The organism is Pseudomonas sp. NBRC 100443 (assembly GCF_030268185.1).
GTDB classification, from domain to species: Bacteria; Pseudomonadota; Gammaproteobacteria; order Pseudomonadales; family Pseudomonadaceae; genus Pseudomonas; species Pseudomonas citronellolis.
Genome location: NZ_BSQE01000035.1, coordinates 39681 through 65408 on the forward strand (window position 1 = coordinate 39681; position 25728 = coordinate 65408).

The following is a 25728-nucleotide window of genomic DNA, read 5'->3' on the forward strand; positions in this document are numbered from 1 at the left end:
GGTGGGCGCCCGGCGTCCACGGAGACTCCCCATGCTGAGAACAACCCTGTCGCTCTGCCTGCTGCTGTTCGCCGCGCCCTCGGCCTGGGCTTCCTGCGCCTTCGACGAGGGCTACATGACCTCGGCCTTCGGCGTGCACATCGATAACGTCCTGGCCGTTCCGCGGGACGTGCCGGTCGGCACCGCGCTGTTCGACAGCGGCTGGCGGCGCGCGACCGGCGTGACCATCCGCTGCGACAGCAGCGGCCAAGCCCAGGGCCAACTGGGCGGCGGCTTCGGTGCGCCACTGTCGGGCATTCCCGGGTTCGGCAATGGCGAGGTGCTGGATACCGACATTCCGGGTGTGGGCATCCAGGTGTTCTGGTGCAACTACGACTCCAAGTGCGGAAGCCCTCCCGTGCCGAACGAGAGCGTGTCGCTGGTACAGAAGCTGGACTGGCGGGTGTTTGCCGAGACCTATTCGCCCAGGAACAACTGGTGGGTGCGGCTGGTGAAGACCGGGCCGCTCCAGGCTGGCCTCCACAGCTTCGCTGGCACGGCGACGGTACGCTACATCGACCTGGACATCGGTACGCTCAGCGTCCAGGGCTCGTTGACCACCAGCGCACCGACCTGTCGGCTGGACACGCCCAACCTGGTGGTGCAGATGCCCACCGCGCCCCTGGATGCCTTCCAGGGCCCGGGGGTATTGCCGGAGCCCTGGCAGAAGCGCTTCGACATCAACCTGCAGTGCGACGCCGGCATCCGCCTCAGCTACCGGGTCGACCCGCTGTCGCTGTCGGCCGCGGCGGTGGGCGTCATGGCCAACCGCGAGGGGCCGCACATGGCCAGGAACGTCGGCATCCAGCTGTTCCACGGCGATGGCGAGGACGCGCAGCCGCTGCCCATCATGACCAAGCTGCTGCACACCCCCTCGACCGCGGCCGGCCTGGTGCGCATCCCGCTGCTGGCCAGGTACTACCAGATTTCCCCGAAGGTCACCTCGGGGCTGGTGACCACCTCGGCCACGCTGACCCTGACCTACGAGTGAGGCCTCCCATGTTCAACAGAACCCTGGGTTGTGCCCTGTGCCTGCTGCTGTGCCTCGCCGCACCGGCGGCCTGGGCGAAATGCAGTTTCAAGCAGGGCTACATGAAGTCCGTCTACAAGGTCGAGCTGCCGGCGGACCTGGATTTCCCCCAGGACCTGGCGCCAGGCCGGATGCTGTATTCCAGCGCCTGGCAAAACGCCACCGGCGTGCGCATCGCCTGCAACGCCTCGGGCAGGGTGTCCGGGCGGGTGGCGGGGCACATCGGCCCGCTGCTCGAGGTGCCGGGCTGGTACAACGGCGGCGTGCATTCCACCAACGTGCCGGGCGTGGGCGTCGCCGTGTACTGGTGCAACCGGGGCAACAGCTGCGAGCCCTCGCTGCCGGTCACCAGTCTGGACTGGGAGGTCGGGCCCTGGGACTACGATCCGGAGAACAACTGGCTGGTGCTGCTGGTCAAGACCGGGCCGATCGCCTCGGGCGTGCACGACTTCCTCGGCACCGCGACGGTGCGCTACGACAACCTGGACGTCGGCGAGCTGAGCATCCACGGGCGCTTGAAGGTGACCGCCCGGGGCTGCCGGCTCGACCCCGCCAGCAGCACCCAGACCATACGCCTGCCGACGGTCCCGGTGGATGCCTTCCAGGAGGGCGGCGTGTTGCCCGACCCCTGGCTGGGGCGGCCGTTCGACCTGCGCATGGAGTGCGATCCGGACATTCGCCTGAGCTACCGCATCGATCCGCTGTACCCCAGCAACTTCCCCGACGTCCTGGCCAACCGGCAGGGCGACGGCCTGGCGCGCAACGTCGGCATCCAGCTGTTCCGCGAGCTTGGCGGCAAGAGCGTGGTGCTGCCGCTGCGGATGACGGTGTTCGAGGGCTGGACCCAGGGCGGCGCGCAGCGTATCTCGCTGTTCGCCCGCTACTACCAGACCGGCGCGCGGGTCACGCCCGGCGCCCTCAACACCGCTGCGACCTTCAGCATGATCTACGAGTGACGCATTCGACATCCTGAGCCCTGGCGGCGGAACCCGTTTGCATTTGCGCGGACGGGCCGTTGAGCCAGGGCGGCGGCACCCCGATCATGGTCCGACCCGGCAGGCGCCTGCCGCCGAGCCGGGGCACATTGCCACGGAGCGGGGGAGTCGTGTGCGGAGGTTCCGGGCACCGTTCGTCTGCCACTGGATGGAGAACGAGAAGTGTCACGGAAATGCTTGCGTGTCGGATCCTTGTCATTGCCCATGAAATCCCTGGGGTTGTCGATCGCCTCGGGCCTGGCGCTACTGTCGCCGGTGCTGGCCCAGGCCGACTGCTCCTGGAGTAACGGCGGCTCGGGGTATGCTGGCCCCGGCAAAGTCGATTGGCCTCTACCTGCCACGCTGTCGGTTCCGCGGGATAAACCGGTAGGCGCGGTGCTCTGGCGTTCGGGTTGGAAATGGGGGGCCACCGGCATGCTCAACCGCTGTTCGGCGGGGCGTATCAGCGGCCGCCTGAGCAGCGACATCGGCCAGCCCACCGGCAATCCTGCGGTCCATGCCACGAACGTTCCCGGTATCGGCATCGCGGTGTTCTGGTGCAACGTGGGCCAGTCTTCCTGTGTGCCCGATCCGTTTCCGCTCGGGCTGACCGACAACCGCACCTGGTCGGAAGTCTCGGCGCTGAACTGGAGCTACCGGGCCGGCACCTACGATCCTTTCACGCACTTCATCGTGTATCTGGTGAAGACCGGCGACGTCAGCCCCGGCGTGATACGGATCGGTGGCCTGTCACAAGTGTTCTACAACGCCATCGAGGTCTCCCAGCTGACCCTGTCGGGGCAGACCATCGTCAGCGCGCCCGCCTGCCAGATCACCTCGGGCACCGACGTGCGCGTGCGGATGCCCCAGGTGACGGTCACCGACTTCCCGCCGGGCATCGGGGTGATGACCGACGACAGCAAGGCCGCCCCGTTCAATATCGGCCTGCTGTGCAGCGGCAGCATGAAGGTCAGTTACAGGATCGATCCGCTGAACGCCACGACCGTCGCCAACGTCATCGACAATGCGAAGGGCGCGGACTACGCGGCGGGCGTCGGCATCCAACTGTTCCAGGGCGACGCGTCCAGTTCCACGGTGCTGCCGCTGTCCACCCGCCTGACCCAGGCGAACGTCTCGGGCTCCAACCTGCCGCTGTCGATCCCGCTGGTGGCCAGGTACTACAAGACTTCCAACCGCATCAGCGGCGGTGCGGTGCGGGCTTCGGCGATGTTCACGCTGTTCTACGAATGAGGCGGTCGGTGCGGGCCGGCGTTGCCGGCCCGCACTGGACCTTTCAGTCGCCTTGCTGCAGGCGCGCCAGCAGCGCCGGAGTGGGGTAGCCGTCGGCCGGCAGGCCCTGGCTCTGCTGGTAGGCGCGGATGGCCGTGCGGGTGTTGGCGCCGATGATGCCGTCCGGGTTGCCCGGCTGGTAGCCGCGAGCGGCCAGGCCCTGCTGCAGGGCGATGCGCTCGCTGCGGCTGAGCGGACGGTCTTCCACCGGCCAGCCGGCCTCGATGCGGCCCAGGCCCTTGAAGCTGTCCGACAGCAGCCCGACGGCCAGCGCATAGGCGGTGGAGTTGTTGTACCTGAGGATGGCGCGGAAGTTGTCCAGCACCAGGAAGGCCGGCCCGCGGTAGCCGGCCGGCAGCAACAGCGAGGCCGTGGCCTGGGGGTTGCCCGGCAGGCGCCCGCCCACCGGTTGCACGCCCAGGCGCAGCCATTCGCCGATCGGCTTGCGGATGCTCATGTCGGCCTGGGCGTAGTCGAAGCCCTGGGCCAGGCGCACCTCGAAGCCCCAGCTCTGGCCGGGCTTCCAGCCGGAGGCCTGGAGGTAGTTGGCGGTGGAGGCCAGGGCGTCGTCGGCGGAGCGCCAGATGTCGCGGCGGCCGTCGCCGTCGAAGTCCACCGCGTACTGGTCGTAGGTGGTGGGGATGAACTGCGTCTGGCCCATGGCGCCGGCCCAGGAGCCGACCATGGCGCTGGCCGGCACGTCGCCGTGCTGGATGATCCGCAGGGCGCTCAGCAACTGGCCGTGGGCGTACTCCGGGCGGCGCCCTTCGTAGGCCAGGGTGGCCAGGGAGCGGATCACGTTGCGCTCGCCCATGTTGTTGCCGAAGTTGCTTTCCATGCCCCAGATCGCCACCACGGCCTCGGCATCCACCGCGTAGCGGCTGTCGATGCGCTGCAGCACGGCGGCGTTCTGCGTCAGCTTGCCCTGGCCATTGCGGATGCGCGCCGGCGACACGGCGCCGGCCAGGTATTCCCACACCGGCCGGGTGAACTCCGGCTGGCTGCGGTCGGCGGTGACCACCGCCGGGTCGGGCTCCAGGCCGGCGAAGGCCTGGTCGAAGGTCTGCGCGCTGATGCCGGCGGCCAGGGCCTGCTGGCGGAAGCCCTCGCGCCAGGTCTCGAAGCTGATGGACGGCAGCGGCTGGCCATCGGCGTCGAGCAGCACGCTGGCCGTGGACGGCTGCGAATTCGCCGCCGGCGCGTCGGCGCAGGCGGAGAGCACGCAGGCACTGAGAAGGGTCAGGCAGAGGGGAAACAGACGGAAGGGTGAAGCGGGTGTGCGCATTGCGCTCCTCGGCGGGTTCTTCAGGCAGCGGCCACCTTAGCACGCGGACGCCGGAGCGTCTGCCGCCGGGCCGGGCGCCGCGATGACAGGTTGTTGCAGGTTCAGGGGGCGGGCTTGGCCTTGGCGGCGCTCTGGTCCAGCTCCTTGAGCATCTGGTCGTAGGCCGCGCAGTCGTCCGGGCGCTCCTTGCTGGAACGGCTCTTCTTCATGGCGGCGAGCTGGGCGTTGAGGCGCTTGGCGGTTTCCGGGTCGCGCTGGGTGATGGCGGCGACCTTGTCCGCGACCTGGCGGCCCTTGGCCAGGGCCTGCTGGTCGGAACAGAAGGCCCAGGCCGAGCCGGCCATGGGCAGCAGGGCCAGCACCAGGCCGGCGGCGAGTGTCCTGGTGTTCATCGTGCTTCTCCGGGTGTCGTGCCTATTCCATGGAGGCCGCACGGGGGGCCGGAGTTCCATCGATCTTGGCCTCGGGTTCAGGATCCCTTCGCGGCGGGGAAGCCTCCACGCTCCCCCGGCGCGTGGGCCGGGCCTCAGAAGTAGTAGCCGATGTTGCTGTACAGCTGGTTTTCCCAGTGGCCGGTGCCGCCGGCGCCCAGGCTCTGGGTGTAGTCGCTGCCGCCGATGTATGGATCGTTCCTGCCGTGCAGCCATTCCAGGGCTATCCACAGCGGGCCGAGGCTGAAGGAGCTGCCGAGGATCAGCCGCTGGGAGTCGCTGAAGGCGCTTTCGTCCTTGTCGAACAGGCTGTAGTTGCCGTAGACCTTGATGCCGGAGAGCCAGCCGTAGCGGCCGGGGATGTCGTAGCTGAGGTCGGCGACGTAGAGGTTGCCCTTGGCCGCGACGTTGAAGGTGCCGTCGAAGCTGCCGAAGCTGACCAGCCTGTCGCTGCCCGGGTTCTTCGCATTCATCTGCTGGCGCGTGGCCTGCGCCTGTATGCCCCAGGGGCCGCGCTTGCCGCTGTAGTGCAGGGCGAAGGCGTAGCGGCTGCCGTTGTCGTCGGTGTCCCGGTTGTCCAGGGTCGAGCCCAGGACGGAGGCGCCGATCTCCGAGTTCCAGCCGCCGCCTTCGAACTTGCGGGCCAGCCGGCCGACCAGGATGTTGCGCTCATGGTTGTTGCTGCCGTCGACCACGTAGTCGTCGGCCGTCGCCACGCTGGTGCCGTAGGTGCGCCCGCCGCGGCTGGTGCCGCGCCCCTGTTCCGCCGGGATGGGGTAGTAGGCGGCCTGCAGGTCCCAGCCGGCGCTGTTCTGCAGGTATTTCACGCCGATGTCCTGGGTGTCTTCCAGGCCGATCACGTTGCCCAGGGTTTCGAAGAAGGTGCTGCCGAAATACGGCAGTAGGCCGAAGGGGATGGGCGTCTGGCCGACCTGCACCTGGCGCTGCGCGGAGAATTTGTAGCCGACCCAGGCGTACTCGGCGAAGGCGATGTCGCCGACCCGGTCGGTGTATTCGTAGGGATAGGCGTCGCCGTAGAAGCGGTACTTGGCCGCGGCTATCCAGGTGTCGGAGTGGTAGTCGGCGGTGAGGAAGAAGGTGTCGAAGCTGAACTTGGAGATATCCCGGTCCGGGTCGTAGTCCAGGCGGCCGCGCAGGGCGCCGCCGAGGTCGAGATCGTCGGTGATGGCTACCGCGTGGGCGCCGCTGGCCAGCAGGGCCAGCGGCAAAAGGCAGGCGATGAGCCGCAGATGCAGGTGCAGCATGGAGTGCTCCAGTGTTTGTCGGTTCTTGTTGTCGGGAGCGAGCGGCGCCGGGCCGCTCGGGGTCAGCCGATGTCGCTTTCGGCCAGAGGGCGGCGGGTGAGGGAGGGCGCCCAGAGGTAGCCGAGGAAGGCCAGGCAGAAGGAAGCCGGCGCGGAGAAGGTGGACAGCTCGGCGTGGCCGAGCAGGGCGATGCCCACTGCGGCGGAAAGGAACCAGGTCAGCAGGCCGCGGGCGTTGAAGGCGGGCAGTTGCGCGGGATGGCGGCCCGGCTGGCTGCGCGTCCTGCGTATTTCCGCGAGGGCGATCGCCACCCAGGAGACGATGAAGATGCTCTGGTAGGACAGCGCCTGGAGGATGTAGCCGAAGACGTCCAGCAGCATCAGCAGGTAGACCAGCGTCCCGGTCAGCAGCGCCCAGGCCGCGTAGGGCACCCGGCGCAGGCCCAGGCGTCCGAAGAAGGCCTGCATGTTGGTCGCGGCGAGGAAGAAGTTGCCGGTGTTGATGCGCGTCTGGGTGATCCAGACGAACAGCAGGCCGCCCAGCCCCATCAGCTTGAGGATCGCCAGGACCACCGAGACCTCGCTCAGGCCGCCGTCGCTGGGGATGGTCGCGGCGAGGAAGATGCCGACCGTGCCGTTGAGCAGGAAGGTGACCATGTAGAACGGGATGCCGAAGTTCACCCGCGCGTGGTAGTCGCTATCCTCTGGGCGGCCGTAGCGGGCGTAGTCCCAGGTGTACATCATCAGCACCCAGACGCCCATGAAGTAGGTGAAGCAGTTCCACCAGCCGTGCGCCACCGGGCCGCCGGGTGGTGCCAGTTCCAGCCAGGCAGTGGAGTAGCCGTATTCGGCGATGCTCATGCCGACCAGGGCGAACAGGCCGATGAGGTAGAGCGGCAGCAGCACGCCGTTGAGCTTGTCCAGCCGGCGCATGGCGTTGCCGAAGATCATCAGCACGCTGTAGATAACCACCACCAGCGCCGAGGCGTGCGTGCCCAGCACGGGGAAGCTGTGCTGCAGCGCCACGGCCATCACCGAGCCTTCGAACACGCTGTAGTAGACCGCCGTGGCGCAGAAGATCAGGCTGGCCAGGGCCGCGCCGGCCTTGCCGAACAGCACCTGGGAGAACAGCGCCACCGACAGCCCGCTGGCGATGGCGTAGCGGCTGATGACCGCATTGATCGCCCCGTAGCTGAGCACCGACAGCAACAGGCCGATGAGTGCGTTGAGGGTGCCGTAGCCCATTGCCAGCGCCGCGGCGACCACCAGGTAGAACATCGCGCTGCAGATGCCCCACCAGGCCATCGTCAGCGAGCCGCGGCCGAGCCGCTGGGCCTCGGGAATCACTCCCGCGGCGAGTTCCGTGGATGAAGCCGAATTCGAGATTGCTCCTGCCATGACCGTCCCCTTTGTTGTTGTTGAAATGAGCGGTCGCACGACATTAGGGGAACGGCTTCGCCAGGTATTTGCCGACAGCGCAGGAAGTTTTGTCGGCCAGCGCAAGCGGGTTCAGGGCGAGGAGGTTGCAGAGAGGGGGGATGATGCGGGCGGTTGCAGGAGGGGGCTTTCGCGGGGATTTTCAGGCTGCCAGAAAGAACGAAGCCTCCCAGTTGTGGGAGGCTTCGCGGCGGTAGCTGCCTTTGCCTTTCTGCGGTTTTTCCTGGCGGCTGCGGAACAGCGGTTGGGCTACCAGGGACTTGGCCTTGTTCGGCCGCTTGGCTTTCTTCGCCATGCTCTTCTCCTCGGGATGAACGCCCGCCCATTGCGGGCATCGGCATCATCGGCGCTTTTATCGGGGAAGTCCAGGCCGGGGGTCAGTTGATCCGCGGAGCTCTGCGCAGCTCGCCGGGCGCGATGCCGTAGCGGGCCTTGAAGGCGCGGTTGAAGTGGGCCTGGTCGGCGAAGCCCCAGCGGTAGGCCAGCTCGCCGATGGACGGCGGTGGCGGCGTGGCCAGCAGGGCATCGTGGCAGGCCTGCAGGCGCAGTTCGCGGACCCACTCCTGCACGCTGCGGCCGCTGCCCTGGAACAGCCGGTGCAGGTAGCGCACCGAAATGCCGCAGGCCTGGGCGATGCCGGCGGGGTTCAGGGCGCTGTCGTCGAGGTGGCGGTGGATGTGCTGCTCGACGCGGCGCAGGTGGGCCGCGGCGACGGCGCTGGACTGGCTTTCGCCGGGGTGCTGGCGCTCCAGGGCCATGCCCAGCAGTTCGAGCAGTTGGCGGCTCAGGCGTTGCCCATCGCCGGGTTCGAGCTCGCCCAGGCGGCGCGCGCTGAGGGCCAGGTAGTCGGCGAACAGCGCGCCGGCGCCGCGGGTGGCGTCGAAATTCAGCGCGCAACGCTGGTCGGGCGTGGCGACGTGGCGGCGCAGGGTGCGTTCGGGCAGCTTCAGCACCCACAGGGCGTTGCTCTGGGCGTAGAGGAATTCATAGGGTTCGCCGCTGCGCTCCAGCACGAAGCTGCCGGGCTGGCAGACGGTGCGGCGGCCGCGCTGGGTAAATTCGAAACAGCTGCGCAGGGGCAGGGAGAGCAGAAACGACTCGTCCTCGCTCTGGCCGAGATGATGGTTCTGGCGACGGTAGCGCAGGGGGGAGGAGTCGAGGTAGGACAGGCTCAGGTCGCCCAGGCTGAACAGCTCCAGCCGGCCCTGGAAGCGCTCGCCCGCCATGTAGTCCAGTTCCAGCGGGAAATAGGTGTCGCTGACGCAGCGCTTCCAGTAGTCCTGGCGCCGCTCGCTGGCGATATCGGTGGTGTCGAAGCAGGCTTGCTTGGTCATGGCGGCGGCGGTTGCAGCGTATTCGGGGTGGAATATCCATGCAGCTCTTGTGCCTTGCCAGGCGCAGGGGCGCCGGACCTCCGCGGGAGGCCCGGCGCTCCCGGCTCAGCGCTGGCGCGTCAGGCGGTAGCAGCCGGACTCGTGCAGCTCGACGACCCAGCCGGGGCGGATGAGGATGTTGGTGGTGGCTTCCTCGATCACCGCCGGGCCGTGCAGGCGGTCGCCGGCCAGCAGCAGGGCGCCCTGGTAGACCGGCGTGTCGGTGCGGATGCCGTCCTCGCCGAAAAGCATCGGCCGGCTGCCGGCCAGGGCCCGCCGGGCATGGCCGTCGCTGGCCGCCAGGCTGGGGAAGGGCGGGCGCGAGACGCGGCCGATCACCTGGCTTTCCAGGTTGACGATCTCCACCGGGTTGTCCGCCTCGGCGTAGGTGTAGAGCGCCTCGTGGCGGCGGTGGAAGGCTTCGACTATGGCCGGCAGGGTGTCGGCGTTGACCTGCAGGTCGCCGATTTCCACCGTGCATTCGTGGATCTGCCCGACGTAGCGCATCTCCAGGCTGCGCACCACGGCGATGTCCTCGTCGCGGAAGCCGTCGCCGCGCAGGGTGGCGCGGCCCTGCTGCTCCAGTTCGGCGAAGGCCGCTTCCAGGCCGGCCAGGTCGGCGTCCTCGCGGGCGAGGATGGGGTAGGTGGCCAGGTAGTTGTGCTTCACGTCGGAGAGGATCTGCCCGAGCGCGCACAGGCCGGAGGCGACCTTGGGGATCAGCACGGTGTCGATGCCCATGTCCTCGGCCAGCGCGGTCATGTGCACGCCCGCCGCGCCGCCAGCGCCGATCAGGGCGAAGTCGCGCGGGTCGTAGCCGCGCTCGATGGACACGCGGCGGATGCCGTTGACCATGTTGGCGTTGACGATGGCGTGGATGCCCCAGGCCGCCTTGTCCACGTCCATGCCCAGGGGCTCGGCGATCTTCCCGCGGATCGCCGCCAGCGCCGCCTCGCGGTCCAGGCTGATGCGCCCGCCCAGGCGCGCCTCGGGGTTGAGGTAGCCCAGGGCGAGGTTGGCGTCGGTCACCGTCGGCTGCTCGCCGCCCTGGCCGTAGGCCACCGGACCGGGGCTGGAGCCGGCGCTCTGCGGACCCACCTCGAGCATGCCGTAGGGGTTGATGTGGGCGATGGAGCCGCCGCCGGCGCCGAGGGTCTCGACCTGGATCATCGGCACGCCGATGCGCTGGCGCAGGAAGTCGGCGTCGCGGCTGAGGTTGGTCTTGCCTTCACGGGTCAGGGTGATGTCGAAGGAGGTGCCGCCCATGTCCACGGTGATGACGTTGCGGATGCCGAACGGCTGGGCCACGAACAGCCCGGCCTGGGGCGCCGAGGCCGGGCCGGAGTTGATCGCGTTCACCGCGCGGCCGCGCATGTGCTCGCCGGTGGCCAGGCCGCCGTTGGACTGGAAGTAGCGCACCGGGCGCTGCGCGCCGAGCTGGCGGAAGTAGTCGTCGATCTTAGCCACGTAGCGCGCCATCACCGGGCTCAGGTAGGCGTTGACCAGGGTGGTGGAGGTGCGGGTGTATTCGCGGATCTGCGGGAACACCTCGGTGCCGGTGCAGACGAATACCCCCGGCAGCATCTCGCGGAGGATGGCCGCGGCGCGCTGCTCGTGGGCCGGGTTGCGCACCGACCAGAGGAAGGACACGGCGACCGCCTCCACGCCCTGCTCGGCGAACAGCCGCGCGGCCTCGCGCACGTCGTCCTCGTTCAGCGGCGTGTGCTCGCGGCCATCGGCGAGGATGCGCCCGCGCACCGGGCGGCGCAGGAAGCGCGGGGCCAGCTGCGGCGCCGGCGGGTAGTCGGGGTCGTAGCGGTAGCCTTCTTCCTTGTGGCCCAGGCGGATTTCGATGCTGTCCTCGTGGCCGGCGCTGGCCAGCAGGCCGACCTTCACGCCCTTGAGTTCGATCAGCGCGTTGAGCGCCACGGTGGTGCCGTTGATGCAGAGATCGCAGTTGGCGACGACCTCTTCCACCGGGCGGCCCAGCGCCTGGCTGATCTGGCGCAGGCCGTCGGCGATGGCCAGGGTGCCGTCCTGCGGGGTGGAAAGGGCCTTGAACAGGTGAACGCGGCCTTCGCGCTCGGCCAGGATGAAGTCGGTGAAGGTGCCGCCGGCGTCGACACCGAGGCGGTATTGGCTGTGCATGTCGGTTTCCTCAGGCGGTTTGGCGGCGTTGGGCGGTGGCGTCGTGGTCGACTTCGCCGGCGGGGCTGAGCACCACGCCATAGTCGAGTTCGGCGCCCTGCGGCGAAACCAGGCCGTCGCGCACGTCGCGGGCGACCGCCTCGGGCAGGCGGCGGAAGGCCGGGCCGTAGCCGCCGCCACCCGGGGTGCGGTTGACCAGGCGTTCGCCGGGCTTGAGCACGGTCATGACGTTGCGGGTGTGCTTCTCGTGCTCGCCGCCGCGGACGATCTCCACGCCGCCCAGCTTGGGCGCGTCCAGGCCGTTGGCCGCGCCGGCGGCGCCCATGGTGGCGCGCTGGCGGCCTTCGCCGAAGGAGATCACGGTCATCTCGTGGTCCAGCGGCTCCACTTCCAGGCAGGTGCCCGAGCCGCCGCGCAGCTGGCCGGCGCCGGCGCTGTCGGCCATCAGGCCGTAGCGGTGGATGAGGATCGGGTAGCTGTACTCCAGCAGCTCGATGTCCCCGGAGTAGAGCGCACCGAAGCAGCACAGCGGGCCGCAGGCGTGCCAGCCGTCCAGCTCCGAGGTGGCGCCGGCGCCGGAGATGATCGAGGCCAGCACCATGGTCACGTATTCCTCGCCGGTGCGCGGGTCGACGCCGGCGATGTTCACCCCGCTGGTGTGCCCCCAGGAGGCGGTGACGCGTTCCGGCGCGGCCTGTTCGAAGGCCTGGCGCACGGCGTCGGTGAGGGTTTCCATGGGCGTGGTGGTGCAGTTGACGTGGGGCGCCGGTTCCTCGGCGTTGCACAGGGTGCCTTTCGGCCCCAGGTCCACGGTCACGCAGCGGTACAGCCCGGCGTTATAGGGCGGCGGCACCTGGGCGAACATCATCAGCCCGAGGTAGATGCCCGACATCGAGTTGCCGGCGTAGGAGTTGATGAAGTAGGGCACCTGCGGCGGGCTCTGCACGGCGATGTGGCAGCTGTCGTCCTCGATGGTGACGGTGGCGCTGATGGCCAGCTCGCCCAGGCCGTGGCCGGAGTCCTCCAGCACCGCGTGGCCGGTGTAGCTGCCGTCGGGCACCGAGCGGATCAGCTCGCGCATCTGCCGGTCGGCCATGTCCTTCAGCTCGGCGATGCACTCGCGCACCGTGGCCACGCCGTACTTGTCGAGCAGGGCGACCAGGTTGCGCTCGCCGACGCGGCAGGCGCCGTACTGGGCGTTGAGGTCGCCTTCCTGGTTGCGCCGGGCGCGCATGTTGGTGAGCAGCAGGTTGATCACGTCCTCGCGGCGGCGGCCCTTTTCCCACAGCTTCACCGGCGGGATGCGCAGGCCTTCGGCATAGATTTCCTTGGCGTCGGGGTTGTAGCCGGCTGGCACCGGGCCGCCGATGTCGGTGAGGTGGCCCTTGCACACGGTCCAGAACACCAGCTCGCCCTGGTAGAACACCGGCTTGTACATGCAGCAGTCGATGATGTGGCTGCCGGCGTAGGTGGGGTCGTTGTGGTAGATCACGTCGCCTTCGGCGATGTCGTCGCCGAAGTAGCCGGACACGGCTTTCATCGCCGGGATCAGCGAGCCCAGGTGGATGGGGATGTCCTGGCCCTGCAGGATCATTTCCGAGTGGTGGTCGAAGAGCGCGTTGGAATAGTCGTGGGCGAGGTTGAAGACGCTGGAACGGCTGGTTTTCTCCAGCGTCAGGGTCATCTCGCGCTGGGTCATCTCCAGCGCGCCGCGCACCACGGCCAGGGTAATCGGATCGGCCGGCATCGCTTTGTTCTCCTTATCGGCGGGTCGATGGGGCGACGATAGGGAGGCGCCGGCCGGGCGTATTGCGCGGCAGCGCAGTGGTTCTTGTCGTACAGCGCACAGGTGCCGAACGGGGGCTGTCCGGCATCAACCTGTAGGAGCGGGCCCTGCGCGCGATTCGCGCGCAGGGCGCGCTCCTACGAGATGCCGTGCGACTGTCTTGCCCACTGCACCGAGGCGCTTTTCGTAGGATGGGTTGAGCTTGCGAAACCCATGCGGTGGTGGTGATGGGTATCGCTTCGCTCAACCCATCCTACGGGTGTCGTGTTTGCCGGAGGACGTATTCGCGATTGCGCCAGGCCGGGAAATCAACCCGGCGGCAACGGCAGGCGCTGGCCGGCCAGCAGCAGCGCCAGGCGCGCCAGGCCGTTCCAGGCGTCGCCCTGGGCCTGGCCCTTGATCTGCGCGTCGATCAGCTGGGCGTCCTGCAGCAGCTGGTTCCAGCGGTTGCCGCTGTGGCGCTGCAAGGCGCGGGTGAGCAGGGGGCGGCGTTTGTCCCACACCGGCGGGCGGCACTGGGCGAAGGCCTTGTCCAGGGGCACGCCCTGGCCGAACTGCTGGGCGATGCCGGCCAGCTGGCGGATTTCCCGGGCCAGGGCCCAGAGAATCACCGGCGGCTCCACGCCCTCGCCGCGCAGGCCTTCGAGCATGCGCAGGCTGTGCGCGGCTTCGCCGGCCAGGGCCGCGTCGATCAGGCCGAACACGTCGAAGCGCGCGCTGTCGGCCACCGCCGCCTGCACGGTGGCGGCGTCGAGCTGGTTGCCGTCGGCCAGTAGCTTGAGTTTCTCGATCTCCTGCGCGGCGGCCAGCAGGTTGCCTTCCACCCTTGCGGCGATCAGGTCCACCGCGTCCTGGCTGGCGGCGAGGCCGGCCTGGGACAGGCGCTGGCGGATCCACTGCGGCAACTGGTGCACGTCCACCGGCCAGATCTGGATGAACTGCGCGGCCTCGCCGTCGATCAGCGCCTTGGCCCACTTGGTCTTCTGGGTGGCGCCGTCGAGCTTGGGCAGGGTGACCAGCAGCACCGTGTCTTCCGGCGGGCGCTGCAGGTATTCCTGGAGGGCGGCGGCGCCCTTGTCGCCGGGCTTGCCGGAGGGCAGGCGCAGCTCCAGCAGGCGCTTCTCGGCGAACAGCGAGAGGCTGGCGCCGGCTTCCAGCAGCAGGCCCCAGTCGAAGTTGGCCTCGGCGTTGAACACCTGGCGTTCGCTGAAATCACGCTGGCGGCAGGCGGCGCGGATGGCGTCGCAGGCTTCCTGGCAGAGCAGCGGTTCGTCGCCGCTGACCACGTAGACGGGGGCCAGGCTGCCCTGCAGGTGCTTGGCGAGTTGGGCGGGATTGAGCTTCATGAAAGTACTGGGGCCGGCATGGCCGGCCCCCTGGTCCTCTTACTGCGCCTTGGGCAGTTCGATCGGCGACTGCTGCGGCTGCTGCCTGGCCGCTTCGTCCGCGGCCTTGAGCGCGTCGGCTTCGGCCTTGGCCTTGGCTTCGGCCTGCTGCTGCAGGTATTCCAGGCGGGCCGGGGTGAGCATCTGCAGGCGCAGGGCGAGTTGCTGCACCAGGTCGCGGCGCATTTCCTTGCGCAGCTGGGCGGCTTCCTGGTCGGAGCCGATCAGGTTGTTCTCGTCGTGCAGGTAGACCTTCTGCACCTCGACCTTGTCGGTCATCAGCAGCAGGTTGTCGGCGCCGCGCACTTCGTAGTCGACCGTGGTAGTCAGCTCGTACTCGGCACTGCGCGCCGAGCTGCTGTAGCTGGCGGTGCGCTGGGTCTCGGCCTCGCTGGCGAGGAACAGGTGGTAGGGCGCGCTCTTGGTCACTTTCACGCCGCTGTTCTCCAGCAGGCGCTGCAGGTCCTTGACGGTGTCGCCATAGGCGTTGCGCGCGCTCAGGTCGACTTCCTTGAGCGCGAAGTTCGTATCGCCCAGGCCGCGCAGGTGGAAACCGCAGGCGGCCAGCACGGTGGTCAGGCCGATCAGCGCGATGCCGGTCAGGATACGTTTCATCAAGCTTCCCTCTCTCCTGTTGATCCGGGTTGCCCGCGGCAAGCGCCGCGGGCGAATGCCATCAGTTGGCGACGATGTTGACCAGCTTGCCGGGGACCACGATCACCTTGCGGATGGTCAGGCCGTCGGTGAAGCGCAGCACGTTCTCGTTGGCGCGGGCGGTGGCCTCGACGTCCTCGCGGCTGGCCTCGGCCGGCACTTCGATGTGCCCGCGCAGCTTGCCGTTGACCTGCACCACCAGTTGCAGGGTGTCCTGCACCAGCGCGCTCTCGTCGACCTGCGGCCAGGGCGCGTCGATCACCGCGCCGGTGTGGCCCAGCTCGTGCCAGAGCACGTGGCAGATGTGCGGGGTGATCGGCGCCAGCAGCAGGGCGACGGTCTCCAGGCCTTCCTGCAGCAGGGCGCGGTTGCCGGCGCCTTCCTGCGGGACCTTCTCCAGCACGTTCATCAGCGTCATCACCGCGGCGATGGCGGTGTTGAACTTGTGGTTCTGGCCGATATCCTGGCTGGCCTGCTTGATGGCCAGGTGGATGGCGCGGCGGATTTCCTTCTGCGCGTCGTCCAGCGTGTCCTGCGCCACGGCGGCGGCGAAGCCGGCGTTGACGTGGGCCTGGGCCAGGCGCCAGACGCGGCGCAGGAAGCGGCTCGCGCCCTCGACGCCGGAGTCGGACCACTCCAGGCTCATGTCCGGCGGCGAGGCGAACATCATGAACAGGCGGCAGGTATCGGCGCCGTAGGCGTCGATCATGGCCTGCGGGTCCACGCCGTTGTTCTTCGACTTGGACATCTTCTCGGTGCCGCCGATCTCCACCGGCAGGCCGTCGGTCTTCAGGCGCGCGCCTATGACCTTGGCCTTGGCGTCGCGCTCGACTTCCACGTCGGCCGGGTTGAACCAGTCCTTGCCGCCGTTGGCGGTGGTGCGGTAGTAGGTCTCGGCGACCACCATGCCCTGGGTCAGCAGGTCCTTGAACGGCTCGTCGGAGTCGATCAGGCCCTCGTCGCGCATCAGCTTGTGGAAGAAGCGCGCGTACAGCAGGTGCAGGATGGCGTGCTCGATGCCGCCGATGTACTGGTCTACCGGCAGCCAGTAGTTGGCGGCCTTCTTGTCCAGCATGCCGTCCTCGAACTGCGGGCAGGCGTAGCGGGCGAAGTACCAGGACGACTCGACGAAGGTGTCCATGGTGTCGGTTTCGCGCTTGGCCGGCTGGCCGCATTTCGGGCAGCTGCACGCGTAGAATTCCGGCATTTTCGCCAGGGGCGAACCGGCGCCGTCCGGCACCACGTTCTCCGGCAGCACCACCGGCAGCTGGTCGGCCGGCACCGGCACGTCGCCGCAGGCTTCGCAGTGGATGATCGGGATCGGGCAGCCCCAGTAGCGCTGGCGGCTGATGCCCCAGTCGCGCAGGCGGAACTGGGTGCGCGCCTGGCCCAGGCCCTTGGCGGCCAGGTCGGCGCCGATGGCGTCGAAGGCGGCCTGGTAGCCGAGGCCGTCGTACTTGCCGGAGTTGACGGTGCGAATGCTGTCGTCCTTGGCGCCGTACCACTCCTGCCAGGCGCTGGCGTCGTAGCCGTCGTCGCCGGCGGCCAGGGTGATCACCTGCCGGATCGGCAGCTGGTACTTGTTGGCGAACTCGAAGTCGCGCTCGTCATGGGCCGGTACGGCCATCACCGCGCCTTCGCCGTAGGTCATCAGCACGTAGTTGGCGATCCACACCGGCAGCTTCTCGCCGGTCAGCGGGTGCTCGACGAACAGGGAGGTGGCGACGCCCTTCTTCTCCTGGGTGGCGATGTCCGCCTCGGCGACGCCGCCGCGCTTGCACTCGTCGATGAACGCCTGCAGGGCCGGCTCGCGCTGGGCGGCCAGGGTCGCCAGCGGGTGCTCGGCGGCCACGGCCACGTAGGTGGCGCCCATCAGGGTATCCGGGCGGGTGGTGAAGACCTTCAGTTGGCCGGCCTCGCCGATGGAGGCCTGGTCGTAGGGGAAGGCGATCTCCATGCCGCGGGACTTGCCGATCCAGTTGCGCTGCATGGTCTTGACCTGCTCGGGCCAGCCCGGCAGGTGGTCGAGGCTTTCCAGCAGTTCTTCGGCGTAGGCGGTGATCTTGAAGTAGTACATCGGGATTTCGCGCTTCTCGATCAGCGCGCCCGAGCGCCAGCCGCGGCCGTCGATGACCTGCTCGTTGGCCAGCACGGTCTGGTCCACCGGGTCCCAGTTGACGGTGCCGTTCTTGCGGTAGATCACGCCCTTCTCGAACAGGCGGGTGAACAGCCACTGCTCCCAGCGGTAGTAGTCCGGCTTGCAGGTGGTGACTTCGCGCGACCAGTCGATGGCCAGGCCCAGGCTGTTCAGCTGGGCCTTCATGTAGGCGATGTTGTCGTAGGTCCAGGCGGCGGGGGCGACGTTGTTCTTCATCGCAGCGTTTTCCGCCGGCATGCCGAAGGCGTCCCAGCCCATCGGCTGCAGGACGTTCTTGCCCTGCATGCGCTGGTAGCGGCTGATCACGTCGCCGATGGTGTAGTTGCGCACGTGGCCCATGTGCAGCTTGCCGCTCGGATACGGGAACATCGACAGGCAGTAGAACTTCTCCTTGCCGGGGACTTCCTCGACGCGGAAGGAGTTGTGTTCGTTCCAGTACTTCTGGGCCTGGGATTCGATCTCGAGAGGCTGGTATTGCTCGTGCATGGCGCGACTTGGACCTGTACGGAATAGACGGCGCGGCCGTGGGAGCGGAGCGGGCGCTCCCGTCTTGCCGGGGCACCGCGGCGGCCGGTCGGCAAGGGGCTGCATAAAGCCTCGTAGCATACATGAGCCCTCCCCGAGCCGGTAGCCCGCGCCGTTTGTCGCGCGCTCGGTGGCCCAGGGGCCGGGGCGCTAAGCTTGGCCTGAGGGCGGGAGGTTTCCGCCTGCTTGAGGTGACTGATGGCTGAGCTGCATCGTGCAAGTTTGTCGGGTCCCGGTCTTTATGAGCGGTTGTTGCATCGACTTGAACTGGCCCTGGACGAGGCCGAGACCGCGGAACGCCTGCGCGATGAGCATCCCGAGGAATTGGAGTTGCGCGGCCTGAGCAGCGCCGAGATGCAGCTGATCCGCGCCTACCTCGACCAGGACGTCAACTGGCTGCGCGGCTGGCACGCCGCCGCCGAGGAACTGGCGCTGATCGAGCACGCTCCCGCCCGCTCCACGCGGGCGCGCCTGGGCGGCAGCGCCGGCAAGACGCGTCCGTCCCACCGCCACCTGCAATTGCTCTGCGCGCTGTGCGGCACGCCGGTTGTGTACAACCGCCAGCACGGGGTGATGCCCTGCGCTTCCTGTGGTTCGCAGTTGTTCCGCGGCTCCCGCGGGCGTTGATTCCGCGCGTTCATCCGCTAGGCTGTGGCGCTCCATGAAAGGAGCCGCCGATGCCGTTGCGCTATCTCATCAAGCAGATCCTGATGCCGCCGGGCATCCTGCTCATTCTCCTGTTGCTGGGCTTCGTCCTGCGCCGCCGTCGGCCGAGGCTGGCGTTGGCCTGCTTCGTCGCCGGGTTTGCCGGCTTCTGGCTGCTCAGCCTGCCGCTGACGGTGGAGTGGGGCGCGCGCCTGCTGGAGCGCCAGCCGGCCCTGACGCGTTCGGAGTGGGCGGGGCTGGCGCAGCGCGCCGAGGCCATCGTCATCCTCGGCGCGGGCCGCGAGCGCGGCGACCCGGCCTGGGGCGACGACCAGCCCGGGCTCATGGCCCGCGAGCGGCTGCGCTACGCCGCGCGCCTGGCCAAGGCCAGCGGCTTGCCGATCCTGACTTCCGGCGGCCTGCACTACGGCACGCCGCCCAGCGAGGCGCAGATCATGGCCACCAGCCTGGCGGATGACTACGGCGTGAGCGTGCGCTGGCAGGAAGGGCGCAGCCGCACCACCTGGGAGAACGCCGCCATGAGCGCGGAAATCCTCCGCCAGGCCGGCGTGCGCCGCGTGGTGCTGGTCACCCAGGCGCAGCACATGCCGCGTGCGGTCTGGAGTTTCGAGGCCAATGGCCTGGAGGTGGTGCCGGCGCCGATGGGCTTCATCGGCGTGGACAACGCCCGCCCGTTCGGCGGCTGGTTGCCGGAGGCCAAGGCGTTCTGGCAGAGCAACCAGTTGCTCAATGAGGCGCTGGGGTTGCTGGGGTACCGGTTGTTCTATCGCTGAGGGGATGCATCGCGGACCTTGTCCGCGATTCGCGCGCAGGGCGCGCTCCTACAGGGGAACGATGTGGGTGGGGCAACGTAGGGCGGATAACCGTTCGCGGTTATCCGCCGCCTGACCTTGGCTGCATTCCGCTCGGTGTCGAGCACGGAGCCGCTGTTGAACTCAACCTCGGCGTACAACCGCGAACGGTTGTACGCCCTACACTCAACCGAACATCCGGCGCTGCTCGGGCGCGGTCTGGCGGCGCGCCACGGCCCAGAGCGCCAGGACCACCGCCAGGCTGCCCAGCGGCCACAGGCGCCATTTCAGGTAGGGCGTCAGGCCCTGCATCGGGGTGACCTCGCCGCGCAGCACGCCCTGCTGGAACTGCGGGATCTCGTGGGCGATGCGGCCCTGCGGGTCGATCAGCGCGGTGACGCCGTTGTTAGTGCCGCGGACCATCCAGCGTCCGGCTTCCAGGGCGCGCATCTGCGCCATCTGCAGGTGCTGCAGCGGGCCGATGGAGGTGCCGAACCAGGCGTCGTTGCTGATGGTCAGCAGCAGCTGGCTCTGTGCCGCCAGGCCGGCTGCGAACTCCGGGTAGACCACTTCGTAGCAGATGTACGGCGCGACGGCGTAGCCCTTGGCCTTGAGCAGCGCCTGGTCGGCCGGGCCGCGGGCGAAGTCGGACATGGGCAGGTCGAAGAAGGTGATCAGGCCGCGCAGCAGGTCCTGCAGCGGCACGTACTCGCCGAAGGGCACCAGCTTCTGCTTGAGGTAGTCGCCGCTGCCGTCGCCGACCACGGTGATGCCGTTGTAGTAGTGCACGCCGTCGGCGTCGCGCTGGCGCATGGGCACGCCGGTGATGAGCGCGGCGCGCTTCTGCCTGGCCATCTCGTCGAGCATGGCCAGGTAGCCGCCGGCCTGGTCCTTGAGCAGCGGCACGGCGGTTTCCGGCAGGACGATCAGGTCGACGTCATGCTGCTCGGCGCTGAGGTCGCGGTACAGCTCCAGTTGCGCGGTGACGTGCTTGGGGTCCCACTTCATGTCCTGGGCGACGTTGCCCTGGATGGCGGCGACGGTCAGCGGCGCGCCGGCGGGGGCGGTCCAGGCGTGGCCCTTGAGGACGAGGCCGGCGATCCACGGCGCCAGCAGCAGCACCAGGCCGACGACCAGTTGCGCCGGGCGGAAGGTCAGCTGCGGCAGGTTGATCAGCAGCGCGGCGCACAGGGCGATGCTGAAGGAGATCAGCCACACGCCGCCGATCGGCGCCAGGCCGGCCAGGGGGCCCTGCAGCTGGCTGTAGCCGGTGAAGAGCCAGGGGAAGCCGGTGAGGAACCAGCTGCGGAACACCTCCAGGCCCAGCCACAGCGCGGCGAAGGCCAGGGAGTCGCTGACCGGTGCGTTGTTGCGCCGCAGCAGGCGCGCCCAGGCCCAGGCCGGCAGGCCGAAGAAGAACGCCACCCCGGCGCTGAAGCCGACCACCAGGAAACCGGCCAGGGCCGGCGAGGCGCCGCCGAAGTCGTGGATGCTGTAATAGATCCAGCCGGTGCCGGCGAGGAAGGCGCCGAAGCCGTACCACCAGCCGCGCCACAGCGCCGAGCCCGGGGTGACGCCACGCAGCCCGAGGTAGAACAGGGCGACGGAGAGCAGCGCCAGCGGCCAGATGCCGTAGGGGGCCAGGGCCAGCGGGGTGATGGCGCCGGCGGCAAGGGCCAGCAGGTGGCCCGGCCAGCCGGGACGGGTGATCCAGCGCATCGGTATTCCTTGGAAGCGATTTGGCGATGCGCAAGAGTAATGGAGAGACGAACGGTCGGCTATGGGGACGAGGGCGAAAAGCCACGAGGCGTCTGCGACGCGGTGTTGCAGGATGTCGGAACGGCCCGTAGGCGCGGAGCTTGTCCGCGGCGGGAGGCGCTCTTCGTAGGATGGGTTGAGCCTTGCGAAACCCATGCGGTTGCGGCGATGGGTATCGCTTCGCTCAACCCATCCTACGATGGTGCTTCCCTGGAACTGTAGGAGCGGGCCCTGCCCGCGATTCGCGCGCAGGGCGCGCTCCTACAGAGGAGCAGGCCCGCCTCAGTCGCGCAGCGGCGTCAGGCGCAGCAGGTGCAGGCGGCGGCTGTCGGCGTTGAGCACGCGGAAGCGGAAGCCGCCCAGTTCGGTGGTCTCGTTGCGCTTGGGCAGGTGGCCGAAGGCGCTCATCACCAGGCCGCCGACGGTGTCGAATTCCTCGTCGGAGAATTCCGCGCCGAAGAAATCGTTGAAGGCTTCCACCGGGGTCAGCGCCTTGACGATGAAGTCGCCGCTGGGCAGCGGCTTGATGTAGCTGTCTTCCTCGACGTCGTGCTCGTCCTCGATGTCGCCGACGATCTGCTCCAGCACGTCCTCGATGGTCACCAGCCCCGCCACGCCGCCGTACTCGTCGATGACGATGGCCATGTGGTTGTGGTTGGCGCGGAACTCGCGCAGCAGCACGTTCAGGCGCTTGGACTCGGGCACGAAGGTGGCCGGGCGCAGCAGGTCCTTGATGTTGAAGGCGTGGCTGTCGTCGTGGAGGATCAGCGGCAGCAGGTCCTTGGCCAACAGCACGCCCATCACGTCGTCGAGGCTCTCGCCCACCACCGGGTAGCGCGAGTGCGCCGCCTCGATGATCGCCGGGAGGAACTCGCGCGGGCTCTGGCTGGCCTTGATGCTGATCATCTGCGAACGCGGCACCATGATGTCGCGCACCTGCAGGTCGGCGACCTGGATGGCGCCCTCGACGATGGACAGCGCCTCGCTGTCCAGCAGCTTGTTGTCGTGGGCGTCGCGCAGCAGCTCGAGGAGCTCCTGGCGGTTTCTCGGCTCATGGGCAAAAGCCTGGGTGATCTTGTCCAGCCAGGACTTATGCCCGTTGCTCGATCGGTCTTCGCTCATCTTTCCTTTGCTCGTTGGCTTTTATTCTTCATCCGCCGCGTACGGGTCGGGGTAGCCCAGTTCGGCCAGCAATTGCCGTTCCAGGGCCTCCATTTCCTCGGCCTCGGCGTCTTCGATATGGTCGTAGCCCAAAAGGTGCAGGCAACCGTGGATCACCAGGTGGGCCCAGTGCGCCGCCGGCGCCTTGCCCTGTTCGGCGGCTTCGCGCTCGACCACCGGCACGCAGATCACCAGGTCGCCCAGCAGTGGGATGTCCAGCAGCTCGTCGGGTACGTCGGCGGGGAAGGACAGCACGTTGGTGGCGTAGTCCTTGTGCCGCCAGGTGCGGTTCAGCTCGCGGCCCTCGGCCTCGTCCACCAGGCGGATGGTCAGCTCGGAGTCGGCCTGGCGCTGGCGCAGGGCCAGCTCGCACCACTGGCGCAGCTGCGCCTCGGCGGGCAGGTCGGCAGCCTGGCTGGCGACCTGCAGGTCGAGTTCAAGCATCGCGGGTTTCCCCGGGGGCGCGCTCGCCGTCCTGGCGCAGCGGCTGGCGTGCCTCGAAGCGCTCGTAGGCCTCGACTATGCGTTGCACCAGCGGGTGGCGCACCACGTCCTTGGGCTTGAAGTGGGTGAAGCTGATGCCCGGCACGTCGCGCAGCACTTCCATCACGTGCTTGAGGCCCGAGCGGGTGCCGCGCGGCAGGTCGACCTGGGTGGCGTCGCCGGTGATCACCGCGGTGGAACCGAAGCCGATGCGGGTGAGGAACATCTTCATCTGCTCGATGGTGGTGTTCTGGCTTTCGTCGAGGATGATGAAGCTGTTGTTCAGCGTGCGCCCGCGCATGTAGGCCAGCGGCGCGACCTCGATCACCTGGCGCTCGATCAGCTTGGCCACGGTCTCGAAGCCGAGCATCTCGTACAGGGCGTCGTATAGCGGGCGCAGGTAGGGGTCGATCTTCTGCGACAGGTCGCCGGGCAGGAAGCCGAGCTTCTCGCCGGCCTCCACCGCCGGGCGCACCAGCAGGATGCGGCGAATCTGCTCGCGCTCCAGGGCGTCCACCGCGCAGGCCACCGCCAGGTAGGTCTTGCCGGTGCCGGCCGGGCCGATGCCGAAGTTGATGTCGTGGTCGAGGATGGCCTTGACGTAGCGCTGCTGGTTGGCGCCGCGCGGGCGAATGTGCGCCTTGCGCGTCTTCAGCGTGATGCTGGGCGCTTCGCTGGAGCTGGCCAGGTCTTCCAGGCCGGATTCCTGGAGGAACAGGTGGACCATGTCCGGGGTCAGCTCGGTGCCGCTCTGCGCCTCGCGGTACAGGCGCTGCAGCAGGTGCTCGGCGGCCTGGGTGCGCGCGGCCTCGCCAACCAGTTCGAACTGGTTGCCGCGGTTGCGGATCTCGATGTCCAGGCGTTTCTCGATCTGGTGCAGGTGCTCGTCGAACTGCCCGCAGAGATTGGCGAAGCTGCGCGCGTCGAAGGGTTCCAGGGTGAAGCGATGAAGATCCAGGGGGGCGTTCAAGGTGCTGTCGGTATGACCGTTGGGAAATTAGGGATGACCGAAGAATAACCCCGGCGGCCCCTGTGGGAAAGTCGGGCGCCGGGATGCACTTCAGTGGCGGGTGGGCTCGATGAGGCGGCCGCGCAGCGAGTTGGGCAGCGCTTCGTAGATCTCCACCTCGGCGAACTGGCCGATCAGGCGCGGATTGTCGCAGGCGAAGTTGACCACGCGGTTGTTCGCCGTGCGGCCCTGCAGCTGGCCGGGGTCGCGCTTGGAATAGTCGGTGACGAGGATGCGCTGGATGCTGCCGACCATGCGTCGGCTGATCTCGAAGCCCTGCTGCTGCAGGCGCGTGTTGAGAATCATCAGGCGCTGCTTCTTCACTTCTTCCGGGGTGTCGTCCGCCAGGTCCGACGCCGGGGTGCCCGGGCGCTGGCTGTAGATGAAGACGAAGGAGTAGTCGAAACCGACTTCTTCCACCAGCTTCATGGTCTGTTCGAAGTCCTTGTCGGTCTCGCCGGGGAAGCCGACGATGAAGTCCGAACTGATGCAGATGCCCGGCACCGCGGCCTTGAGCTTGCGGATGCGCGACTTGTATTCCAGCGCGGTGTGGTTGCGCTTCATGGCGGCCAGCACGCGGTCCGAGCCGGACTGCACCGGCAGGTGGACGAAGGGCACCAGCTGCGGCAGTTCGGCGTGGGCGGCGATCAGCGCGTCGCTGAACTCCAGCGGGTGCGAGGTGGTGTAGCGGATGCGCTCGATGCCGTCGACCTCGGCGACCACCCGCAGCAGTTCGGCGAAGTCGGCGATGCGCCCGTCATGGGTGGCGCCGCGGAAGCCGTTGACGTTCTGCCCCAGCAGGGTGACTTCCCTGACGCCGTTCTCGGCCAGGTGGATGACTTCGGCGAGCACGTCGTCGAACGGCCGGCTGACTTCCTCGCCGCGGGTGTAGGGCACCACGCAGAAGCTGCAGTACTTGCTGCAGCCTTCCATCACCGAGACGAAGGCGGTGGGGCCGTCGACCCGCGGTTCGGGCAGGCGGTCGAATTTCTCGATCTCCGGGAAGGACACGTCCACCTGCGGTTTGCGGGTGGTGCGCGCGGCGTCGATCATTTCCGGCAGGCGGTGCAGGGTCTGCGGGCCGAACACCACGTCGACGAACGGCGCGCGCTCGCGGATGGCGGCGCCTTCCTGGCTGGCCACGCAGCCGCCGACGCCGATCACCAGCTCCGGCTTGCGCTGCTTCAGGGCCCGCCAGGCGCCCAGTTCGGAGAACACCTTCTCCTGGGCCTTTTCGCGGATCGAGCAGGTATTGAGGAGGATCACGTCGGCTTCTTCGGCCTTCGCGGTCAGCTCCAGGGCATGTTCCTCGCCCAGCAGATCGGCCATGCGCGAGCTGTCGTACTCGTTCATCTGGCAGCCGTGGGTCTGGATGAAAAGCTTCTTGGCCATGCGCGTTTCGTCGGGGAAATCCAAAATGACCGGGCATTATAGTGGCGCGCCGGGCCCGTTCCTAGGGTTGCGCGCCAGGCGGCTGTGCTATGATTCGCGCCCTCCTTTTCGCAGAACTGTCACCCGTCGTTCATGAACAAGCGCGAGAACCCGATCTACAAAGTCGTCTTCCTCAACCAGGGCCAGGTGTTCGAGATGTACGCCAAGCAGATCTACCAGAGCGATCTGTGGGGCTTCCTGGAAATCGAGGAGTTCGTCTTCGGCGAGCGCACCCAGGTGGTCGTGGACCCCAGCGAAGAGAAGCTCAAGGCCCAGTTCGAGGGCGTTATCCGCAGCTTCGTGCCGCTGCACGCGATCATCCGCATCGACGAAGTCGAGCGCCTGGGCACGCCGAAGATCAGCGAAGCCAAGGGCGGCGGCAACGTGATGCCGTTTCCGATGCCGATGCCGGACAAGAGCTAGAAGCTTGAAGCCATGAGCTGGAAGTGGCTGCATGCTTCCAGCTTCCAGCTTCCAGCTTCCAGCTTCCAGCTTCCAGCTTCCAGCTTCCAGCTTCCAGCTTCTTCCTAAGAAACACCTTCTACAGCCTGAAGGGTGAAGCCAAATTCAGCAGCCCGACGGTGCAAGCCTTTGACAACACGCTCGCGATACTTTTGCTCGTAGTGGTCGGCGCCCGGATCCTCATAGGC

General features: G+C 68.2%; 22 protein-coding genes. 6 read left to right on the forward strand and 16 right to left on the reverse strand.

Annotated features, from left to right (window positions below; genetic code table 11):
- Positions 1-31: 31 nt before the first annotated feature.
- From QSJ95_RS30655 to QSJ95_RS30665, 3 genes are all read left to right on the forward strand, one after another.
- Positions 32-1030, forward strand: a complete 999-nt coding sequence (locus tag QSJ95_RS30655) for a fimbrial protein (RefSeq protein WP_009617310.1) — start codon at positions 32-34, stop codon at positions 1028-1030.
- A gap of 8 nt (positions 1031-1038) precedes the next feature.
- Positions 1039-2025 carry a fimbrial protein gene (locus QSJ95_RS30660; protein WP_058071577.1) on the forward strand — a complete coding sequence of 329 codons (987 nt, stop codon included), beginning with the start codon at positions 1039-1041 and terminating at the stop codon, positions 2023-2025.
- Between the two features lie 243 nt (positions 2026-2268).
- A complete protein-coding gene (locus QSJ95_RS30665) occupies positions 2269-3294 on the forward strand; it encodes a fimbrial protein (RefSeq protein WP_285647445.1) in 1026 nt (341 codons plus the stop codon).
- A 43-nt stretch (positions 3295-3337) separates the two neighbouring features.
- Here QSJ95_RS30665 and QSJ95_RS30670 read toward each other — a convergent pair whose 3' ends face one another.
- The 11 genes from QSJ95_RS30670 to leuS all read right to left on the reverse strand — a co-directional run bounded on the left by QSJ95_RS30670 (position 3338) and on the right by leuS (position 17740).
- Positions 3338-4642 carry a lytic murein transglycosylase gene (locus QSJ95_RS30670; protein WP_371263889.1) on the reverse strand — a complete coding sequence of 435 codons (1305 nt, stop codon included), beginning with the start codon at positions 4640-4642 and terminating at the stop codon, positions 3338-3340.
- Positions 4643-4719: 77 nt separating this feature from the next.
- Complete coding sequence (locus QSJ95_RS30675) at positions 4720-5010, reverse strand: hypothetical protein (protein WP_009617320.1); 291 nt, start codon at positions 5008-5010, stop codon at positions 4720-4722.
- A gap of 134 nt (positions 5011-5144) precedes the next feature.
- The gene (locus tag QSJ95_RS30680; protein ID WP_285647427.1) at positions 5145-6314 is read right to left on the reverse strand and encodes a putative porin; all 1170 of its coding nucleotides are present in this window, start codon (positions 6312-6314) and stop codon (positions 5145-5147) included.
- Positions 6315-6376: 62 nt separating this feature from the next.
- Positions 6377-7711: a purine-cytosine permease family protein gene (locus QSJ95_RS30685; protein WP_285647428.1), complete on the reverse strand. Its 1335-nt coding sequence runs from the start codon at positions 7709-7711 to the stop codon at positions 6377-6379.
- A 181-nt stretch (positions 7712-7892) separates the two neighbouring features.
- Positions 7893-8045, reverse strand: coding sequence for an alternative ribosome rescue factor ArfA (gene arfA, locus QSJ95_RS30690; RefSeq protein ID WP_043313745.1), 153 nt, complete (start codon positions 8043-8045; stop codon positions 7893-7895).
- Positions 8046-8127: 82 nt separating this feature from the next.
- Positions 8128-9084 carry an AraC-like ligand-binding domain-containing protein gene (locus QSJ95_RS30695; protein ID WP_261746987.1) on the reverse strand — a complete coding sequence of 319 codons (957 nt, stop codon included), beginning with the start codon at positions 9082-9084 and terminating at the stop codon, positions 8128-8130.
- A 105-nt stretch (positions 9085-9189) separates the two neighbouring features.
- Positions 9190-11271, reverse strand: coding sequence for a caprolactamase subunit alpha (gene capA / locus QSJ95_RS30700; protein WP_285647432.1), 2082 nt, complete (start codon positions 11269-11271; stop codon positions 9190-9192).
- Between the two features lie 10 nt (positions 11272-11281).
- Positions 11282-13018 carry a caprolactamase subunit beta gene (gene capB / locus QSJ95_RS30705; protein ID WP_285647433.1) on the reverse strand — a complete coding sequence of 579 codons (1737 nt, stop codon included), beginning with the start codon at positions 13016-13018 and terminating at the stop codon, positions 11282-11284.
- A gap of 347 nt (positions 13019-13365) precedes the next feature.
- Positions 13366-14403 carry a DNA polymerase III subunit delta gene (holA, locus tag QSJ95_RS30710; RefSeq protein WP_009617330.1) on the reverse strand — a complete coding sequence of 346 codons (1038 nt, stop codon included), beginning with the start codon at positions 14401-14403 and terminating at the stop codon, positions 13366-13368.
- 39 nt (positions 14404-14442) lie between these two features.
- Positions 14443-15057, reverse strand: a complete 615-nt coding sequence (locus QSJ95_RS30715) for an LPS-assembly lipoprotein LptE (protein WP_043273491.1) — start codon at positions 15055-15057, stop codon at positions 14443-14445.
- 61 nt (positions 15058-15118) lie between these two features.
- The gene (gene leuS, locus QSJ95_RS30720) at positions 15119-17740 is read right to left on the reverse strand and encodes a leucine--tRNA ligase (protein ID WP_069862104.1); all 2622 of its coding nucleotides are present in this window, start codon (positions 17738-17740) and stop codon (positions 15119-15121) included.
- A gap of 237 nt (positions 17741-17977) precedes the next feature.
- Here leuS and QSJ95_RS30725 point away from each other — a divergent pair, with 237 nt between their 5' ends.
- Both QSJ95_RS30725 and QSJ95_RS30730 read left to right on the forward strand, forming a co-directional pair.
- Positions 17978-18406 (forward strand): hypothetical protein, encoded by a 429-nt coding sequence (locus tag QSJ95_RS30725; protein ID WP_009617334.1) that lies wholly within the window; start codon positions 17978-17980, stop codon positions 18404-18406.
- A 50-nt stretch (positions 18407-18456) separates the two neighbouring features.
- Complete coding sequence (locus tag QSJ95_RS30730; RefSeq protein ID WP_285647435.1) at positions 18457-19218, forward strand: YdcF family protein; 762 nt, start codon at positions 18457-18459, stop codon at positions 19216-19218.
- 204 nt (positions 19219-19422) lie between these two features.
- Here the strand turns inward: QSJ95_RS30730 and lnt are convergent, their stop codons facing one another.
- The 5 genes from lnt to miaB form a co-directional block, all read right to left on the reverse strand.
- On the reverse strand, positions 19423-20955 hold the full coding sequence (gene lnt, locus QSJ95_RS30735; RefSeq protein ID WP_285647437.1) for an apolipoprotein N-acyltransferase: 1533 nt from the start codon (positions 20953-20955) through the stop codon (positions 19423-19425).
- A gap of 321 nt (positions 20956-21276) precedes the next feature.
- A complete protein-coding gene (locus QSJ95_RS30740) occupies positions 21277-22116 on the reverse strand; it encodes a CorC family transporter (RefSeq protein ID WP_009617338.1) in 840 nt (279 codons plus the stop codon).
- 21 nt (positions 22117-22137) lie between these two features.
- Positions 22138-22599: an rRNA maturation RNase YbeY gene (gene ybeY, locus QSJ95_RS30745; RefSeq protein ID WP_009617340.1), complete on the reverse strand. Its 462-nt coding sequence runs from the start codon at positions 22597-22599 to the stop codon at positions 22138-22140.
- Positions 22592-23608 carry a PhoH family protein gene (locus tag QSJ95_RS30750; protein ID WP_009617342.1) on the reverse strand — a complete coding sequence of 339 codons (1017 nt, stop codon included), beginning with the start codon at positions 23606-23608 and terminating at the stop codon, positions 22592-22594. Before QSJ95_RS30750 ends, ybeY begins: the two co-directional genes overlap by 8 nt.
- Positions 23609-23698: 90 nt before the next feature.
- The gene (gene miaB / locus QSJ95_RS30755) at positions 23699-25039 is read right to left on the reverse strand and encodes a tRNA (N6-isopentenyl adenosine(37)-C2)-methylthiotransferase MiaB (RefSeq protein WP_285647439.1); all 1341 of its coding nucleotides are present in this window, start codon (positions 25037-25039) and stop codon (positions 23699-23701) included.
- Between the two features lie 132 nt (positions 25040-25171).
- Between miaB and QSJ95_RS30760 the strand changes: the two genes are divergently transcribed.
- On the forward strand, positions 25172-25501 hold the full coding sequence (locus QSJ95_RS30760) for a DUF1820 family protein (protein WP_009617346.1): 330 nt from the start codon (positions 25172-25174) through the stop codon (positions 25499-25501).
- Positions 25502-25728 lie beyond the last annotated feature (227 nt).